Raw genomic sequence first — 18,872 nt, forward strand, 5'->3', positions numbered from 1 at the left:
GGATATTGCTATGGGAATCCAGTCTATGGCCGACTTCAGGTGGCCTGGCCTCACGCGACCGGACGGCGATCGCCTCACCCTCAACCGCGGCGGCTTCGTCGCCGTGGATCGCTACAAGGACATCACCTACGATCCCATCTACCGGCCGCAGGCGCTCTATCACCGCGCGCTGGAGGGTCTGCACGCCAACAATGACGCCTTCCTGCTGCAGGAGGTCGCCACCAACCTGCCGATCTACCGGGAGGACACCGGCCCCACGGATTTCCACCTGCATCTTCCGCCGGGTGGCTTCCAGCTGGTGCTCGTCACCTCCGGCATGTTCACCTTCGACTATGACGGCAAGCTGCATTACGTCGGCCCCGGCGCGGTGATGCTGCAGAGCGCCATCGTTCATCGCCAGCTGTTCTACACCTGGTCCGGCCTTTCCACGGAAGACAACCTGAAGACCCCGCAGACGGTGGTGCCGGACCCGTTCTGCATGGGCTATTCGGGCAAGTTCCTGGAGGCGTTCATCACCGACCCCTCCACCTTCCCGAACCCGACGGTGGTGGGGCCGGACAGCATCCGCGAGGACGAGACGCCCCGCACCGCCTGGAAGCACCCGCTGCACAACCGTCCCACCGGCGCCGGCTTCTGGTTCCAGGACCCGCTGGAGCTCGAAGCCCTGTTCCGCGCCTATCCGGCGGACGCGCTCGGCCCGGTGACGTCCCCCCTGCCGGTCCATGTGCGCGACCTCGGCATCGAGGCGCCCAGCGGCAACCTCGTGACCGGGCACATCATCGCTACCGATCCTCGCGGCAAAGCTCTTTTGCCGAAATCGACGGCAGCCGCCGACGCCGAGGGCCTCGCCAAGGGAGAAGTGGTGGTCTATCGCATCATCCGTGGCACCGCCGGCTTCACGGACGGCGCGGGCAAGCTCCTCGAGCTCGGCTGCGGCGATACCGTGACCGCCGGCAAGGATGCCCTGACCCTGACGGAAGTCGGCGAGGACACGCAGATCCTGCGGCTCGGCCTGCTGAAGGGGATCGAGGACCTGAAGATGTGGACCCCCACCCAGCGCGACGAGATCGACGGTCTGGCGGGCCAGATCATCACCCGGTCGACGCTGCGCGACGACCGGCTGGCGGGAAGCCCCGTCGGTTATCTATACGAGTAAGGAAAACCCCTCCCGGCGCGACCCTTCGGGCTGTGCCGGGAGGACAGACGCGGAAAGAGCCAATAAAAACGATTTGGTGCAGGCGGAACCGCCGGGCCGCACTCACGGCCGGCATCTCCTCAGGATGCGGTTCCGCCTTGGGAAAAGGGTGACATACGGTGAACATGGCAAATGGGACCGAGGCCCGGGTGGAACGCGCCGGGCTCAAGATCGCGCGTGCGCTGCACGATTTCATCGAGACCGAGGTTCTGCCGGGCAGCGGCATCGAGGCGGAGGCGTTCTGGGCCGGCCTGTCCGCCATCGCCCATGACCTCGCCCCCTGCAACCGCGCGCTGCTGGAGCGGCGCGAGGAGCTCCAGCACAAGCTCGATGCATGGTACCGCGCGAACGGCGCGCCCATCGACCTCGACGGCTACAAGGCCTTCCTCGCCGAGATCGGCTACCTGGTGCCGGAAGGCCCCGCCTTCGCCGTCACCACTGCCAATGTGGACCCCGAGATCGCCGAGGTCGCCGGCCCGCAGCTGGTGGTGCCGGTGATGAACGCCCGCTACGCCCTGAACGCCGCCAACGCGCGCTGGGGCTCGCTCTATGATGCCCTTTACGGCACCGATGCCATCCCCGAGGCCGACGGCGCCGAGAAGGGCAAGGGCTACAATCCCGTGCGCGGCGCCAAGGTCATCGCCTGGGGCCGTGCCTTCCTCGACGACAGCGCGCCGCTGGCGACCGGCTCCTGGGCCGATGCCGGCCCGCTGTCGGTGCAGGATGGCGCCCTCGTCGTCGGCGCGACGGGCCTGAAGGACCCCGCCCAGTTCGCCGGCTATCGCGGCGAGGCTGCCGCCCCTTCTGCCGTGCTGCTGAAGAAGAACGGCCTGCACATCGAGATCGTCGTCGACCGCGCCAGCGTCATCGGCAAGGACGATCCGGCCGGCATCGCCGACATCGTGCTGGAAGCCGCGCTGACCACCATCCAGGACTGCGAGGATTCCGTCGCAGCCGTGGATGCCGAGGACAAGGTGGTAGTCTACCGCAACTGGCTCGGCCTGATGACGGGCGACCTGAAGGAGGAGATCGCCAAGGGCGGCCGCACCTTCACCCGCGCCCTCAACCCGGACCGCGAATACACCGCCCCCGACGGCGGCAAGCTGGTGCTGCCCGGCCGCTCGCTGATGCTGGTGCGCAACGTCGGCCACCTCATGACCAATCCGGCCATCCTGCTGAGCGACGGCTCGGAGATCCCCGAGGGCATCATGGATGCGGGCATCACCGCGCTCATCGCCCTGCGCGACATCGGCCCGGGCGGCCGCCGCGCCAACAGCCGCGCCGGCTCCATGTATGTGGTGAAGCCCAAGATGCACGGGCCGGAGGAAGTGGGCTTCGCGGTGGAGATCTTCGACCGCGTGGAAGACCTGCTCGGCCTGCCGCGCGACACCATCAAGGTCGGCATCATGGACGAGGAGCGCCGCACTACGGTGAACCTCAAGGAGTGCATCCGCGCCGCTTCCAGCCGCGTCGCCTTCATCAACACCGGCTTCCTCGACCGCACCGGCGACGAGATCCACACCTCCATGGAAGCCGGCCCCATGGTCCGCAAGGGCGACATGAAGCAGGCCGCCTGGATCGGCGCCTACGAGAACTGGAACGTGGACACGGGCCTTGAATGCGGGCTCGCCGGCCATGCCCAGATCGGCAAGGGCATGTGGGCCATGCCGGACCTGATGGCCGCCATGCTGGAGCAGAAGATCGTCCACCCCAAGGCCGGCGCCAACACCGCCTGGGTGCCGTCGCCCACGGCCGCGACCCTGCATGCCACCCACTACCACAAGATCGACGTGCACGCCGTGCAGGCCGCCCTGCGCAGCCGTCCCAAGGCGAAGCTGGACGACCTGCTCACCATCCCGGTGGCGGTGCGGCCCAACTGGACGGCGCAGGACATCCAGCAGGAGCTGGACAACAACGCCCAGGGCATCCTCGGCTATGTGGTGCGCTGGGTGGACCAGGGGGTTGGCTGCTCCAAGGTGCCGGACATCCACGATGTCGGCCTGATGGAGGACCGCGCGACGCTGCGCATCTCCGCCCAGCACATGGCCAACTGGCTGCGCCACGGCGTGTGCACCGAGGCGCAGGTGATGGAGACGCTGAAGCGCATGGCCGTGGTGGTGGACCGGCAGAACGCCGGCGACCCGCTCTACCGCCCCATGGCGCCGGACTTCGACGGCTCCATCGCGTTCCAGGCCGCGTGTGATCTCGTGTTCAAGGGGCGCGAGCAGCCGAGCGGCTATACCGAGCCGCTGCTGCACAAGCGCCGGCTGGAGCTGAAGGCGGCGCAGGCCGCCGCCCACTGACGACCTGAACGACCGGAGCGCGGCGGCAGCGCCGCGCTCCGCCCGGTCTTCCGCCTCACGCCGCCTGCTGGCGGAAGATCAGCACCATCTGCTGGGCGATCTCGCGCGGGGTGAGACGGTCCGGGCGGTACCACACGCTGACATTGTTCAGCAGCGTCAGCAGAAACAGCCTGTAGATGCCGCGATCCACCTTCGGATCGAGCGGCAGCGCGGCGACCAGATCCGCGAAGATCTGCTCGAAGCTGTCACGGCGCGCGATCAGCTGCGCCCGCACCTCGGCCGGCACCACGTGCAGGTCGTTCATCAGCGGCATGGTGATGGAAGCGGGATCGAGCTGGATCTCCAGCATGGTCACGCACGCCACCTCGAGCCGGTCCCACGGATCGTCCAGCGCGTCCACGGCGGCGCGGATGCGGTCGCCCGCCACTTCCAGCGCGGTGTCGTGGATGCGGATGAACAGCGCGTCCTTCGACTTGATGTAGTGGTAGAGCGAGCCGCCGAGCAGGCCCACCCGCTCGCCGATGTCGCGCACCGAGGTGGCGGCATAGCCGCGCTCGGCGAACAGGGTCGCCGCCGCCTCAAGCACCTCGCGGTGGCGCGGGCTCAATTCCCCGACGAAAATCTGGCTGGTGAAGGTGTCCGGCCCGGTCGGGGCAGGGGGCGCGACGGTGCGGCCGGCAGCAGGTGGCACTTTCTTGGTCTTGCGCGGCATCCACGTCGTCCTGCGGCCTGATCCCCGGCGCCCGGTCTTTGCCGGAGAACGTCCGGCCGCGCCCATAAATCGCTTTGGTTTGTTCCTTCTAGAGCGCGCATCGCCGCGAGGAAAGCAGCCTCCGGTTCCAGGTGGTATCCGTTGCGGGTTGCGGACTGTATCGATCGTTTGATACATAGCGCCCGCACAGATGGATCTGCGGGGATGAAGCTGGCGCGACGCGGCCTCTGTCCGGGTCAGCGCGGGTCCGTCTCCGGAGCCGTCGCCCCTTGTTCTGCATTGCTTCCTTGGAACCCGTGCCGGAGCCACCCGGCGAAGGAACGAGCATGGCCCACGCTTTCATCGTCGATTACGCGCGCAGCCCCTTCACGCCGGCCACGCGGGGCGCCCTTGCCGGCACCCGGCCGGACGATCTCGCCGCCGGGGTGATCGCCACGCTCATTGGCCGCTCCGGCATCGATCCCGCTGCGCTGGAGGACGTGATTCTCGGCTGCGCCTTCGCCGAGGGCGAGCAGGGGCTGAACATCGCCCGCTGCGTCAGCGTCATCGCCGGCCTGCCGCTCGCGGTCGGCGGCTCCACGGTGAACCGCTGGTGCGGTTCCTCCATGCAGGCGGTGCAGATGGCGGCCGGCGCCATCGCCATGGGCGCGGGCGAGGCGTTCGTGGCCGGCGGCGTCGAGTGCATGACGCGGGTGCCCATGATGGGCTTCAACCCCATGCCGAACCCGCGCTGGGACGATGCCCTGCGCGCCTCATTCCTCAACATGGGCCTGACCGCCGAGAACCTGGTCGCCCGCTACGGCATCAGCCGCGAGGCGCAGGACGCCTATGCCGCCGCCAGCCAGGACAAGGCCGCGGCCGCCCAGGCCGACGGCCGGCTCGCCGCCGAGATCGCCCCTGTGGTGACGCCGGATGGCGACGTGACGGCCGATGGCTGCGTGCGCGGCGGCACCAGCGTCGAGAAGCTCGGCACCCTGAAGGCCGTGTTCAAGGCCGGCGGCTCCGTGACCGCCGGCAATTCCTCGCCCCTGACCGACGGCGCGTCGGCGACGCTGGTGGTGTCCGAGGACTTCGCCCGCCGCAACGACCTGAAGCCGCTGGCCCGGGTGGCCGGCTACGCGGTCTCCGGCTGCGCGCCGGAGATCATGGGCATCGGCCCGGTGGAGGCGACCCGCAAGGCGTTGGCGCGCGCCGGCATCACCGCTGCCGACCTCGACGTGATCGAGATGAACGAGGCGTTCGCGGTGCAGGTGCTGGCCTGCTGCGCCGACCTCGAGATCGACCCCGCCCGGCTCAACCGCGACGGCGGCGCCATCGCGCTCGGCCATCCGCTGGGGGCCACCGGCGCGCGCCTCGTCGGCAAGGCGGCTCAGCTGCTGAAGCGGGACGGCGGCAGGTATGCGCTCGCCACCCAGTGCATCGGCGGCGGGCAGGGCATCGCCCTCGTGCTGGAGGCCGCGTGATGGCCCGGTTCCGCAAGGCCGGCGTCATCGGCGCCGGGGTGATGGGCTCCGGCATCGCCGCCCATCTCGCCAATGCCGGGCTGGACGTGGTGCTGCTCGACGTGGAGGCCGCCACCGCCACAGCGGCCGTGGGGCGGCAGCTGAAGGCCGGCGGCTTCATGGACCCCGCCTTCGCCGCGCGCGTCGCCACCGGCTCGGTGGCGGACGACATGACGCTCCTGACCGACGCCGACTGGATCATCGAGGCGGTCGCGGAACGGCTCGACATCAAGCAGGGCCTCTACGCGCGGATCGAATCCATCCGCAAGCCCGGCTCCATCGTCAGCTCCAACACCTCCACCATCCCGCTGGCCGCGCTCGTGGCGGGCCTGCCGCCGACGCTGGCGGCGGATTTCCTCGTCACCCATTTCTTCAATCCGCCCCGCACCATGCCCCTGCTCGAGCTGGTGGCCGGCCCGGCGACGCGCCCCGAGGCGCTGGCGGCGATCCGCGATTTCGGCGACCGGGCGCTCGGCAAGAGCGTGGTGGTGTGCCGCGATACGCCCGGCTTCATCGCCAACCGCATCGGCAATTACTGGATGGCGGCGGCGGTGAACGAGGCCATCGCCCTCGGCCTCGACGTGGAGGTGGCGGACGCGGCCATCTCCAAGCCCTTCGGCATTCCGAAAACCGGCATCTTCGGGCTGATGGACCTCGTGGGCATCGACCTGATGGCCATGGTGCTGCGCTCCATGCACGGCGCGCTGCCGCAGGCCGACGCCCTGCGCCGCTATCCGGTGGAGCCGCCGCTGCTGACCGGCATGGTCGCGCAGAAGCGGCTGGGCCGCAAAAGCGGCGCCGGCTTCGTGCGCGTCTCGGCCGATCGCAAGACCCGCGAGGTGATCGACCTCGCCACCGGCGAGTACCGGCCCCAGCGCGCGGCGGTGAGCGACAGCCTCGAAGCCGCCAAGGGCAACGCTCGCGCCCTGATGGAGCACGCGGGCGCCGCCGGCCGCTATGCGGCGGCGGTGATGGAGAAGACGCTCGCCTACGCCGCCGCGGTCGGGCCGGAGATCGCCGACGGGCCGGACGCGGTGGATGCGGCCCTGCGCGGCGGATACGGCTGGGCGAGGGGACCGTTCGAGCTCATCGACGCGCTCGGCGCCGAATGGCTCGCCGCGCGGCTGGAGCAGCGCGGGCTGACCGTGCCGGACTATCTGGCCAAGGCGGCGGCGGCCGGCGGGTTCTACAGCGTCGCCGATGGCGCGCGCATGTGCCTGCTGCCGGACGGCACGCGCCGCAAGGTGGCGCAGCCGGAGGGTGTCATCACCCTCGCCGCGACCCGCCTTGCCACCCCGCCGGTGGCGCAGTGGGACGCGGCCACGCTCTGGGATCTGGGCGACGGCATCGCCTGCCTCGAGATCCGCAGCAAGATGAACACCCTCGGCGCCCCGGTGCTGGATGCGCTGGAAGCGGCGCTGGAGCGGGTGGGCAAGGATTTCCGCGGCCTCGTCATCGGCTCGGACGCAGCCCTGTTCAGCGCCGGCGCGGATATCCGGGTGTTCCTCGAGACCGTCGAGAGCCTCGGCCCCGCCGGTTTCGGCGCCAGCATCGATCGCGGCCATCGCCTGTTCAAGGCGGTGAAATACGCGCCGTTCCCGGTGGTGGGCGCGGCGGCGGGCCTCGCGTTCGGCGGCGGCTGCGAGCTGCTGCTGCACTGCGCCACGATCCAGGCCCATGCCGAACTGTCCATGGGCCTCGTGGAGACGCGCATCGGCGTCGTGCCCGGATGGGGCGGCTGCAAGGAGATGCTGGTGCGCTTCGCCGAGGGCCACGACGGTCCGAAAGGCCCGGTGGCGCCCGCGCTCGCGGCGTTCGGCGTCATCGCGCCGGCCAAGGTCTCCGCCAGCGCGTTCGACGCGCGCCGCATCGGCTACCTGCGCCCCACCGACGGCATCACCATGAACCGCGACCGCCTGCTCGCCGATGCCAAGGCGAAGGCGCTCGCGCTGGCGGAAGGCTACACCCCGCCCGCCGCGCCGGTGCTCACCCTGTCCGGCCCGTCCGGCGCGTCGGCGCTGCGCAACGTGCTCGATACGGAGGCGACGGCCGGCCGCCTCACCGCCCATGACCGGGTGGTGGGGGAGGCGCTCGTCACTGTCCTCACCGGCGGTCCCGACGCCGATCCCGCCCGTCCGGCGGGGGAGGATGCGGTGACCGCTCTGGAGCGTGCCGCCTTCATCGCCCTGCTGGGCGAGCCGGCGACGCTGGACCGCGTCCGCCACATGCTCGCCACCGGCAAGCCCCTGCGCAACTGACCCCGAACACCCGAGCCGCAACAACCAACCCCCGAGGAACGCCATGGCCACCTACGCCGCCCCCGTCGAAGACATCGCCTTCCTGCTGAACCGGGTGTTCGATTTCGACACCACCGTGGCCGGCCTGCCCGGGTTCGAGGAGGTGAACGCCGAGCTCGCGGTGAGCGTGCTGGAGGAGGCCGGCAAGTTCGCGGCCGGCGTGCTGGAGCCCCTCAACCGCCCCGGCGACGAGGAGGGCTGCACCCTCGAGAACGGTCTCGTCACCACGCCGAAGGGCGTCGCCGAGGCCTACCGCGCCTTCGCCGATGCCGGCTGGTGCTCGCTGTCGGGTGATCCGGAGTACGGCGGGCAGGGCCTGCCGCGGGTGCTGCAGATCCTGCTCGACGAGATGCTCTCCTCGGCCAACCTCTCGTTCGGCCTGTTCCCCGGCCTCACGCGTGGCGCGGTGGAAGCCATCGGCCACCATGCCTCGGCCGAGCTGAAGGCCACCTACCTGCCGAAGATGATCTCCGGCGAGTGGACCGGCGCCATGGCGCTCACCGAATCCTCCGCCGGCACCGACCTCGGCCTGCTCTCCACCCGCGCGGTGCCGAACGGCGATGGCAGCTTCGCCATCACCGGCACCAAGATCTTCATCTCCTCCGGCGATCAGGATTTCGGCGGCAACGTCATCCACCTGGTGCTGGCGCGCCTCCCCGACGCCCCGAAGGGGGTGAAGGGCATCAGCCTGTTCCTCGCGCCCAAGTTCCTCGTGCACGGCGACGGCAGCCTCGGCGCCCGCAACGGCATGAGCGTCGGCGCGCTGGAGCACAAGATGGGCATTCACGCCCAGCCCACCTGCGTGATGAACTATGATGGCGCGACCGGCTGGCTGGTGGGCGAGCCGGGACGCGGCCTCAACGCCATGTTCACCATGATGAACGCGGAGCGACTGTTCGTGGGCATCCAGGGCCTAGGCATCGCGGAAGCCGCCAACCAGAAGGCGGTCGCATACGCCAGGGAGCGGCTGCAGGGCCATGGCGCCGACGGCGCGCCCGGCCCGGTGGCCATCATCAACCATCCCGACGTGCGCAAGATGCTGCTGTCCGGCCGCGCCTTCGCCGAGGCGGCGCGGGCGCTGGCGGTGTGGACCGCGCTCCAGATGGACATCGCCGACCGCCACCCCGACGCCGCCGCGCGCAAGGAGGCGGATCTCCTCGTGGCGCTGCTGACCCCGGTGGTGAAGGCCGCCTTCACCGACTTCGGCTTCGAGACGGCGGTCACCTCCCAGCAGGTGCTGGGCGGGCATGGCTATATCCGCGAGTGGGGCATGGAGCAGTATGTGCGCGACGCGCGCATCGCCCAGATCTACGAGGGCACCAACGGCGTGCAGGCCATGGACCTCGTGGGCCGCAAGCTCGGCCTCGACGGCGGCGCCCTGCCGCAGCGCTTCTTCGCGCTGGTGAAGGCGGATCTCGACGTCGCCCTTCCGGCCGCGGGCGCGGACATCGTCGGCCCGGTCGCCGAGGCGCTCGCGCGTCTGGAGCGGGCGACCCAGCGCCTCGCCGCCGATGGCGGCGCCATCGAGGCCGGCGCCGCCGCGACCGACTATCTGCGCCTGTTCGCGCTGGTCGCCTTCGGCTGGATGTGGGCGCGCATGGCGGCGGCCGTCCCGGCCTCCGGCGCCACGCCGACCGAGGCGCGCAAGGCCGCCCTCGCGCGGTTCTACGTCCAGCGCCTGCTGCCGCAGACGCTGGGTCTGGAAGCGGCGCTCGCCCACGGCGCGCCGACCCTCATGGCCCTGTCCGCCGACGCCTTCTGACCGGTCTGCCCGAACACCCCTCAGCCCAACCATAAGCAAGACGGAGGAAAACGATGCTCGGAACCATGATGGACGTGCCGCTGCTCCTGTCCTCGATCCTGAGGCATGCCGCGGCCTACCACTCCGACGGGGAGGTGGTCTCGGCCGCCGTGGAGGGCGGGCTCCACCGCTACACCTACGGCGACCTCGCGAAGCGCAGCGCGAAGCTCGCCAACGCGCTCGCCCGCCTCGGCATCGCGCGCGGCGACCGGGTGGGCACGCTCGCCTGGAACGGCTACCGGCATCTGGAGCTCTATTACGGGGTCTCCGGCTCGGGCTTCGTGTGCCACACCATCAACCCGCGCCTGTTCCGCGAGCAGATCGCCTACATCATCGAGCATGCCGGCGACAGCGCGCTATTCTTCGACATCACCTTCCTGCCCATCATTGAGGAGCTGGCCGACCAGCTGAAGGGCCTGAAGGCGGTGGTGGCCATGACGGACGCGGCGCACATGCCCAAGTCCGACATCCTCGCCGAGAAGCTGCCCGGCCTGCTGTGCTACGAGACGCTGATCGCCGACGAGGCCGACAGCTTCGACTGGCCGACCTTCGAGGAGAACACCGCCTCGGGCCTGTGCTACACCTCCGGCACCACGGGCGACCCCAAGGGCGTGCTCTATTCGCACCGCTCCTGCGTGCTCCACGCGCTGGCCATCGCCATCCCGGACGCGCTGGGCCTCTCCGCCAACGACGTGGTCTGCCCCATCGTGCCCATGTTCCATGTGAACGCCTGGGGCCTGCCGTTCGCGGCGCCGATGGTGGGCGCGAAGCTGGTGCTGCCCGGCGCCAACCTCGACGGCGCGAGCCTGCATGCCCTGTTCGAGGGCGAGGGCGTCTCCTTCACCGCCGGCGTGCCCACCGTGTGGCTGGGCCTGCTCGACTGGATGGACGGCCACGCCCGCGAGTTCAGCAGCCTGAAGCGGGTCGTCATCGGCGGCTCGGCCGTGCCGCCCATCATGGTCAGCCGCTTCCACCACAAGGGGGTGGAGGTGCGCCAGGCGTGGGGGATGACGGAGACCAGCCCGGTTGGCCTGTCCGCCGCGCTCAAGCCCAAGCACCGCGCGCTTGAGCCGGAGGCCCGTCTGGCCCTGGAATGCAAGCAGGGCCGTCCCCTGTTCGGCATGGAGTTCCGTATCGCCGGCGCCGAGGGCCGCGAGATGGCGCACGACGGCAAGAGCTTCGGCTCCATGCTGGTGCGCGGCCCGTGGGTGGCGAACGGCTATTTCAACACCCCCACCGGCCCCGCCCATGCCGACACTCCCGGCTGGTTCGACACCGGCGACGTGGTGACCATGGACGCCGAGGGCTTCATCCAGATCGTCGACCGCACCAAGGACGTGGTGAAGTCCGGCGGCGAGTGGATCTCCTCCATCGAGCTGGAGAACATCGCCCAGGCCCACCCGGCCATCAAGGAGGCGGCCATCGTCGCCCGGCCGGACCAGCGCTGGGGCGAGCGCCCGGTGCTGGTGGTGGTGCTGAAGCCCGGCGCCACCTTCTCCCGCGCCGACATGCGCGCCCACTACGACGGCAAGACCTCCAAATGGTGCGTCCCCGATGACGTCATCATCGTTCCGGAGCTGCCCCACACCGCCACCGGCAAGCTCTCCAAGAAGGCGATCCGCGAGATCATCCTGAAGGAGATCGGCGGCCACCTTGCCAACCCTGGCATCGGTTCCTGAGGCCCGCACCTCGGTTCCGCCGCCCAACACCAAACGAGGTGGCGACCCACGCCACCCGCTCTGTTGCACTCGTCCCTGAGGGAGGACACCTGATGACTTCGCGTATCCTGCGGCGCGCCTGCGCCTTCACGCTCGCCAGCGTTCTTGGCGTGCTCGCCTCCGCCCCCGGCCGGGCCGACGACACCACCGTCAAGCTCGGCGTGCTCAACGACATGTCCGGCGTCTATGCCGACATCTCCGGCCCCGGCTCGGTCGTGGCGGCGCAGATGGCGGCCGACGACTTCATGGCCCGCAACAAGGGCTTCAAGGTGGAGGTGGTCGGCGCCGACCACCAGAACAAGCCGGACGTGGGCTCGTCCGTCGCCCGCAAGTGGTACGACCAGGAAGGCGTCGACGCCATCCTCGACGTGCCCACCTCGTCGGTCGCGCTGGTGGTGAGCGACATCACCCGCGAGAAGAACAAGGTGTTCCTCGTCTCCGGCGGCGGCTCGTCCGACCTCACCGGCGCGCGCTGCTCGCCCAACACGGTGCAGTGGACCTACGACACCTGGGCGCTGGCCAACGGCACCGGCACCGCCGCCACGAAGCGGGGCGGGACGAGCTGGTTCTTCCTGACCGCCGACTATGCCTTCGGCGCGGCGCTGGAGCGGGATGCCGCGGCGGCGGTGAAGAAGGCCGGCGGCAAGGTGGTCGGCGGGGTGAAGCATCCCCTGAGCGCCACCGACTTCTCCTCCTTCCTCCTGCAGGCGCAGGCCTCCGGCGCCAAGGTGGTCGGCCTCGCCAACGCCGGCGGTGACACCATCAACGCCATCAAGCAGGCGGCGGAGTTCGGCCTCGGGCAGGGCGGGCAGTCGCTCACCGGCCTGCTGATCTTCTCCTCCGACGTGAAGGCGCTGGGCCTGCCGGCCGCGCAGGGCCTGCTGCTGACGGAGGCCTTCTACTGGGACCTGAACGACGACACGCGCGCCTTCTCCAAGCGGTTCGCCGAGAAGTTCGGCGGCAGGATGCCCACCAGCACGCAGGCCGGCGTCTATTCCAGCGCGCTGCATTATCTGAACGCCATCAAGGACGCCAAGACCAAGGACGCGTCCAAGGTGATGGCGCAGATGCGCTCCACCCCCGTCGATGATCCGCTGTTCGGCAAGGGCGAGATCCGCATCGACGGCCGCGCGACCCACCCCATGTATCTGTTCGAGGTAAAGAAGCCGGCGGATTCCAAGGGTCCGTGGGACATCTACCGGCTGGTGGCGACCATTCCCGCCGACGAGGCTTTCCGCCCGCTGGCGGACGGCAACTGCCCGCTGGTGAAGTGACCACGGGGCGCGAGGGGGTCAGGGCCCCCTCGCGCCTATCCTTTTTTCGGCGCGCCCGGATGCAGGGATGAGCACGATGTCGATGGATCTGCCTGAACGCGAGGGCATGGATTACGACGTGGTGGTGGTTGGGGCGGGTCCTGCGGGGCTTGCGACCGCCATCCGTCTGAAGCAGCAGGCGGCCGAGCGGGGGGCCGAGGTCTCCGTGGTGGTGGTGGAGAAGGGCTCCGAGGTGGGCGCCCACATCCTCTCCGGCGCGGTGATCGACCCGGTGGGGCTCGATGCCCTCGTCCCCGGCTGGCGCGAGGAGGCGGATGCGCCGCTCTCGGTCGAGGTCACGGACGACCACTTCTGGCTGCTCGGCCCGGCCGGCGGGGTGAAGCTGCCCAACTTCGCCATGCCGCCGCTGATGAACAACCACGGCAATTATGTCGGCTCGCTGGGCAACGTCTGCCGCTTCCTGGCGCAGAAGGCCGAGGCGCTCGGCGTCGAGATCTATCCCGGCTTCGCCGCCGACGAGATCCTGTATGACGACAAGGGCGCGGTGACCGGCATCGCCACCGGCGACATGGGCGTCGACAGGCAAGGCGAGATGAAGGCCGAGTTCACCCGCGGCATGGAGCTGCGCGGCCGCTACACCGTGTTCGCCGAGGGCGCGCGCGGGCACCTGACCAAGCAGATCATCGCCAAGTACGGACTGGGCGAGGGCCGCGACGTGCCGAAGTTCGGCATCGGGCTCAAGGAATTGTGGAAGGTGAAGCCGGAGAAGCACAAGCCCGGCCTGGTGCAGCACGCCTTCGGCTGGCCGCTGGATTCCAAGACCGGCGGCGGCGCCTTCCTCTACCATATCGACGACGAGCAGGTGGTGGTGGGCTTCGTGGTCCACCTCAACTACCAGAACCCCTGGCTCTCGCCGTTCGACGAATTCCAGCGGTTCAAGACCCACCCGATCTTCCGCGACACCTTCGAGGGCGGCAAGCGCATCGCCTATGGGGCGCGCGCCATCACCGAGGGCGGCTACCAGAGCGTGCCGAAGCTGTCGTTCCCCGGCGGCGTGCTGGTGGGCTGCGCGGCCGGCTTCGTGAACGTGCCGCGCATCAAGGGCAGCCACAACGCGGTGCTCTCCGGCATCCTGGCCGCCGACCACCTGCTCGACGCGCTGGCGGCGGAGCGCAGCCACGACGAGCTTTCCAGCTATGAGGCGGCGTGGCGGGCCTCGGCCATCGGCGCGGACCTGAGGAAGGTCCGCAACATGAAGCCGCTGTGGTCGCGGTTCGGCACCTTCCTCGGCATCCCGCTGGGGGCGCTGGACATGTGGACCAACACGTTCGGCTTCTCGCTGTTCGGCACGCTGAAGCACGGCAAGACCGACGCCGCCTCGCTGAAGCCGGCCAAGGAGTGCAAGAAGATCGCCTATCCGCGGCCGGACGGGGTGCTGACCTTCGACAAGCTCTCCTCGGTGTTCCTGTCGAGCACCAACCACGAGGAGAACCAGCAGGTGCATCTGGTGGTGAAGGACATGGCCCTGCAGAAGGCGTCGGAGCACGACATCTATGCCGGCCCGTCCAACCGCTACTGCCCGGCGGGCGTCTATGAGTGGATCGAGGAGGGGGCGGACGCGCCGCGCTTCCAGATCAACGCGCAGAACTGCGTGCACTGCAAGACGTGCGACATCAAGGACCCCAACCAGAACATCACCTGGACCGCCCCCGAAGGCGGCGGCGGGCCGAACTATCCAAATATGTGAGGACCGGGCGGCGTCAGCAGCTGCGGGCGATGGCGATCATCTCGCCGATGAGCCATTTCAGCCCGCCGTCGGCATCGCCCCGGTGATGCCAGAGCACGTCGAGGGGGACGGTGAGCGGCTCGTAGGGCACCTTCAGCAGCTCCAGCAGGCCCCGCTCCGCGCCCCGGCGGGCGAGGCGCTCGGGGAGGGTCGCCACCATGTCGGTGGAGGCGAGGATCTCCGGCACGGCGGCGAAATGGGGCAGGGAGACCGCCACGTGCCCCACCGCGTCGTCGTCGCCGCTGGTCTCGATCATCAGCCGGTCGATCCACACCCGCCGCCACACGCCGCGATCGTCCATGAAGCCGTCGTCGCCCTGCTCCTCGGAGCCGGTCAGCTCCACCACCACGAACGGATAGGCGAACAGGTCCTGCTTGGTGGGCGGCACGGCGAGGAGCGGATGGCCGGGGCGCACCGCCAGCGCCTCGTTCTCGCGCAGCAGCTCGGCGCGGCGCATGCGCTCGGGCACCTCGCCGAACCAGCCGATGACGAGATCGAGCCGCCCCTCGTCGAGGTGCCGCACCACGTCGAGGCGGTTGTAGGGGAAGATGCGCAGCTCCAGCTGCGGCGCCACCTTGGCCAGATGGGCGATGAGCGGCGCCAGCAGCACCACCGTGCTGTAGTCGGTGGCGGACACGCGGAAGACGCGGGTGGAATCGGCCGGCACGAACGGTTTCGTCCGCAGCGCCGCATCGATCCGCTCCAGCCCGTCGCGGATCGCGGGCGCGAGCTCGATGGCGCGCGGCGTGGGGGCCATGCCGTCCTCGCCATAGATGAACAGCTCATCGTCCAGCGACTGCCGCAGCCGCCCGAGCGCGTGGCTGACGGCGGAGGGCGTCACCCCCAGTTCCTTGCTGGCGGCGCTGACGCTGCGATGATGCAGGATGGCATCGAACACCCGGAACAGATTGAGGTCGATCCGATGCACCCTGGACCTCCGCTTCTTGTGAGCCATATTCATCTTTATGCTGAAAAGCATTCATCCAGTTCAAACCTTTGGATTTGAACACGACGACCGATGAATACAAATTCCCCGCAGAACAGGGGGCAGGAAAAAACCGCATGCCGTCGATGTTTCCACAACCCGGTCGCGCCGGAGGCACGACGGGATCGCCGCGCTCACCGGCCGGCGGTGAACACCTGGATCGGCGCCGTCACCACCGTGCCCACCGCCCCGCCGATGGTCTGCACGGCGCTGGTGGCGGGGCCGGGATCATCCGAGATGGACTGGCCGGAGGCGAGGCTGTCGCCCAGGAGGCGCACCATGTCCGGCTGGGTGGCGAACTTGGAGTGGTTGAGCGCATCGCCGCCCTGCAGCGCCGTCAGGTCGAGCACGACGATGCCGGTCGCCTGCTCCAGCCGGGCGCTGTAGGCGGGATCGCTCAGGTCCACCGCGCCGACGCGCTGCACCTGTCCCGCCAGCAGTCGCGAGAGGCCGAGGGCGGAATCGTTGCGCGAGACGAAGATGGTGACCTGCGGCCGCTTGGGTCCCAGCTCCTGCATCTGCCGTTCGAAGACGTCGATGTCGAGGTCGGGCGAAGCCAGCACCACGTTGGTGATCTTGGCCGGCACGCGGCCATCGGACAGCGCGAGCTGGCGCAGGGACTCCATGGCGAGCCACGCCCCCATGGAATGGGCGAGCACCACGACTTCGTCCACGTGCGGGCTTTTCGCGGCGGCCTCCAGCACATAGGCGAGGTCGGACCTCGAAAAGTTCGCGCTCTCGCGATCGTAGATGTAGTCGGTCACCCGCCCGCGCGAGGGCCAGGTGAACAGCACCGGCACGTAATTGGTGCCGGTGTCGTGCACGAACTGGGCGAAGCGGAACACCGAGGCATCGAAGCGGGTGTTGAAGCCGTGGACGAACACCAGCACCCGGCGCTTGTCGCGCGGCTGGCGCTGGAACCAGGCCCTAGCTTCGGGACGCCCGACCGGGTCCACCCGCGTCACCGCGAACTCGCGCGCGGGGTCGGCGGGAATGCGGCTCGGCCACTGGATCGAGCCCACCGGCCGCCCGGGCGGGATGGAGACGACGATGTTGGTGAGGGCAAGGCCACCGCCGCGCTCGCCGGTGAAGACGACGCCCTCGGTCTCGCTGGGGGCACGGGTGGTGGCCACCAGCATGTCCACCTTGCCGGCGCCGGCGGCGGAGGCATCGCCCACCTCCACCGGCACGAGCACGCCTTCCGGCCGCGCGCAGGCCGCAAGCGCCAGCAGGAGCATCGGGGCCAGCAGCCGCCGCGCATGGGTCCGCAGAAGTCGCACCGTCACCGCATTCACCCGCACAACCTCGCGCATGCCCCCCGGCCTGATGGTTCTAGTGGAAGCATGGCCGGAAGGGAACGCCGGGGAACGGCAGCTTCTGGATATCGTCGACCAGTGGTTTATGGTCTCCGCCACGATCAAGGCAGGTATCAGGACGGGTGCTGACATGGCGCGGACGGTGAGGCTCCCGAACGGCGAACAGGTTTCCGCCCTCGGGCAGGGCACGTGGTACATGGGCGAGAGCGCCGGCGCGCGGGCAGGGGAGGTGGCGGCGCTGCGGGCCGGCCTCGACCTCGGCGTCTCCCTCATCGACACCGCCGAGATGTACGCCGAGGGCGGCGCCGAGGAGGTGGTGGGCGAGGCCATGGCCGGACGGCGGGACGAGGTGTTTCTCGTCAGCAAGGTCTATCCCCACAATGCCAGCCGGGCCGGGGTGCAGGCGGCTTGCGAGCGCAGCCTGAAGCGGCTGAAGACCGACCGCATCGACCTCTACCTGCTGCACTGGCGCGGCAGCCATCCGCTCGCCGAGACCATCGCCGGATTCGAGGCGCTGCAGGCGGCGGGCAAGATCCGCCTGTGGGGCGTGAGCAATCTCGACGCCGACGACATGGAGGAGCTGCTGGAGGCGCCCGGCGGCAATGCCTGCGCCGTCAATCAGGTGCTCTACAATCCGAGCCGCCGGGGGCCGGAGTTCGACCTGTTCCCGCTGCTCGCGGCGGAAGGCATCCCGGTGATGGCCTACAGCCCCATCGAGCAGGCGCGGCTGCCGCGCGGCGGCGCGCTGGGGGCGGTGGCGCGCAAGCACGGGGTCGATCCGTATCAGGTGGCGCTGGCGTGGGTGATGCGGCGCGGCGACGTCATCGCCATCCCCAAGGCCGGTCGCATTGCCCATGTGGAGATGAATGCCGCCGCCCGCGACCTCGCGCTCGATGCCGAGGACCTCGCCGCCATCGACCGGGATTTCCCGCCGCCGCGCCGCAAGGTGTCGCTGGAGATGCTGTGAGGCGCCGCGCGCCGGGCTTCAGGGCGCGGCCGCGCCGCGCATCACCAGCCGGTCGCCGCGGAACTCGAAGCCGTCGAGCCGCGACAGGAAGGTCATGCCCAGCAGGCTCTGGCGCAGCATCCCGGGCGGGGAAACGAGCGCGGGCACGTGCCGCTCGACGATGCCGCCGATGATCACGTTGTCCAGCACGACGGCAGCCGCCCGCGTGCGCCCGCCCGCCGTGTCCACCGGCACGTCGTACTTCAGGAAATCCACCGGCAGGCCGGCCGACTGCGCCGCCTCATGGGTCAGCACCACCGAGGTGGCTCCGGTATCCACCAGCATGTTGACCGAGGTGCCGTTGATGGCGGCGCGCACCGCGAAGTCGCGGCCGGAGGCGCGGGTCACCTCCACCGTGGCGGGGCCGGACTGGGCCATGTTGACCGCATAGCCCGGCGCCACCTCCGCCAGCACGCGCCGGCCCACCTGCGTCAGCGGCTCGCGATAGGTGTAGCCGAGCGCCAGCAGCGCCGCGAGCACCAGCCAGAAGCCCGCGGCCATCAGCGATTCCGCGATCCGGCCGCGCAGGGTCGCCCACAGCGCCGCGCCGATGAAGATGGCGATGGAGAGCTGCCCCACCAGCGCGCCGAACTGGTCGAGCTCGATGCCGGCCACCTGGCCCTTCTCATGGTGCACCGCCAGCACCACCACGCCGCCGAACAGGCCGAGAAGCAGGATCCACAGGAGCTTGTCGCTGCGCATGGCGCTATTCCGGAACGTCGTCGGACTGCTGCGCCTTCAGGCGGGCAAGCCGCGCCGGCAGCAGCGCCATCACTTCCGCGCGGGCACGCGGCGAATAGGACGCCCAGCCGCCGATTTCCCGCAGGGTACGGCCGCAGCCCATGCACAGGCCGCTCAGGGGCTCGATGGCGCACACCTTGATGCACGGCGTCGCGATGGCGTCGGCCGCGGGCGCGGTGTCTGAGGCATCGGGCGTCAACGGCACGTGCATTCCTGGATGGCGTCGGGGCGGCGGC

At 69.9% G+C, this 18,872-nt stretch carries 14 protein-coding genes; 9 read left to right on the forward strand and 5 right to left on the reverse strand.

Annotated features, from left to right (window positions below):
* The first annotated feature begins 10 nt into the window (after positions 1-10).
* On the forward strand, positions 11-1,156 hold the full coding sequence (locus tag V5F49_RS21875) for a hypothetical protein (protein ID WP_394115367.1): 1,146 nt from the start codon (positions 11-13) through the stop codon (positions 1,154-1,156).
* Positions 1,157-1,320: 164 nt separating this feature from the next.
* A complete protein-coding gene (locus tag V5F49_RS21880; RefSeq protein WP_394115368.1) occupies positions 1,321-3,498 on the forward strand; it encodes a malate synthase G in 2,178 nt (725 codons plus the stop codon).
* A 55-nt stretch (positions 3,499-3,553) separates the two neighbouring features.
* On the opposite strand, the gene V5F49_RS21885 is transcribed toward V5F49_RS21880, so the two are convergent.
* The gene (locus V5F49_RS21885) at positions 3,554-4,210 is read right to left on the reverse strand and encodes a TetR/AcrR family transcriptional regulator (RefSeq protein WP_394115369.1); all 657 of its coding nucleotides are present in this window, start codon (positions 4,208-4,210) and stop codon (positions 3,554-3,556) included.
* 326 nt (positions 4,211-4,536) lie between these two features.
* On the opposite strand from V5F49_RS21885, the gene V5F49_RS21890 reads away from it, so the two are divergent.
* The 6 genes from V5F49_RS21890 to V5F49_RS21915 all read left to right on the forward strand — a co-directional run bounded on the left by V5F49_RS21890 (position 4,537) and on the right by V5F49_RS21915 (position 14,549).
* Positions 4,537-5,673, forward strand: a complete 1,137-nt coding sequence (locus V5F49_RS21890; RefSeq protein ID WP_394115370.1) for a thiolase family protein — start codon at positions 4,537-4,539, stop codon at positions 5,671-5,673.
* Positions 5,673-7,970 carry a 3-hydroxyacyl-CoA dehydrogenase/enoyl-CoA hydratase family protein gene (locus V5F49_RS21895; RefSeq protein ID WP_394115371.1) on the forward strand — a complete coding sequence of 766 codons (2,298 nt, stop codon included), beginning with the start codon at positions 5,673-5,675 and terminating at the stop codon, positions 7,968-7,970. Before V5F49_RS21890 ends, V5F49_RS21895 begins: the two co-directional genes overlap by 1 nt.
* A 43-nt stretch (positions 7,971-8,013) precedes the next feature.
* Positions 8,014-9,771, forward strand: a complete 1,758-nt coding sequence (locus V5F49_RS21900; RefSeq protein WP_394115372.1) for an acyl-CoA dehydrogenase C-terminal domain-containing protein — start codon at positions 8,014-8,016, stop codon at positions 9,769-9,771.
* A 53-nt stretch (positions 9,772-9,824) separates the two neighbouring features.
* Positions 9,825-11,489 (forward strand): long-chain-fatty-acid--CoA ligase, encoded by a 1,665-nt coding sequence (locus tag V5F49_RS21905; protein ID WP_394115373.1) that lies wholly within the window; start codon positions 9,825-9,827, stop codon positions 11,487-11,489.
* 92 nt (positions 11,490-11,581) lie between these two features.
* Positions 11,582-12,802 carry an ABC transporter substrate-binding protein gene (locus V5F49_RS21910; protein WP_394115374.1) on the forward strand — a complete coding sequence of 407 codons (1,221 nt, stop codon included), beginning with the start codon at positions 11,582-11,584 and terminating at the stop codon, positions 12,800-12,802.
* A 67-nt stretch (positions 12,803-12,869) separates the two neighbouring features.
* Complete coding sequence (locus V5F49_RS21915; RefSeq protein ID WP_509210722.1) at positions 12,870-14,549, forward strand: 4Fe-4S dicluster domain-containing protein; 1,680 nt, start codon at positions 12,870-12,872, stop codon at positions 14,547-14,549.
* 13 nt (positions 14,550-14,562) lie between these two features.
* Here V5F49_RS21915 and V5F49_RS21920 read toward each other — a convergent pair whose 3' ends face one another.
* Positions 14,563-15,516 carry a LysR family transcriptional regulator gene (locus V5F49_RS21920; RefSeq protein ID WP_394116663.1) on the reverse strand — a complete coding sequence of 318 codons (954 nt, stop codon included), beginning with the start codon at positions 15,514-15,516 and terminating at the stop codon, positions 14,563-14,565.
* 191 nt (positions 15,517-15,707) lie between these two features.
* The gene (locus V5F49_RS21925) at positions 15,708-16,886 is read right to left on the reverse strand and encodes an alpha/beta hydrolase (RefSeq protein ID WP_394116662.1); all 1,179 of its coding nucleotides are present in this window, start codon (positions 16,884-16,886) and stop codon (positions 15,708-15,710) included.
* A 133-nt stretch (positions 16,887-17,019) separates the two neighbouring features.
* Between V5F49_RS21925 and V5F49_RS21930 the strand changes: the two genes are divergently transcribed.
* Positions 17,020-17,856 (forward strand): aldo/keto reductase, encoded by an 837-nt coding sequence (locus tag V5F49_RS21930; protein ID WP_394116661.1) that lies wholly within the window; start codon positions 17,020-17,022, stop codon positions 17,854-17,856.
* A gap of 18 nt (positions 17,857-17,874) precedes the next feature.
* Here V5F49_RS21930 and V5F49_RS21935 read toward each other — a convergent pair whose 3' ends face one another.
* Both V5F49_RS21935 and V5F49_RS21940 read right to left on the reverse strand, forming a co-directional pair.
* Positions 17,875-18,597: a retropepsin-like aspartic protease family protein gene (locus V5F49_RS21935; RefSeq protein ID WP_394116660.1), complete on the reverse strand. Its 723-nt coding sequence runs from the start codon at positions 18,595-18,597 to the stop codon at positions 17,875-17,877.
* A gap of 4 nt (positions 18,598-18,601) precedes the next feature.
* Positions 18,602-18,841, reverse strand: coding sequence for a DUF1289 domain-containing protein (locus V5F49_RS21940; RefSeq protein ID WP_394116659.1), 240 nt, complete (start codon positions 18,839-18,841; stop codon positions 18,602-18,604).
* Positions 18,842-18,872 lie beyond the last annotated feature (31 nt).

The organism is Xanthobacter lutulentifluminis (genome assembly GCF_043194675.2).
Taxonomy (GTDB): domain Bacteria; phylum Pseudomonadota; class Alphaproteobacteria; order Rhizobiales; family Xanthobacteraceae; genus Xanthobacter.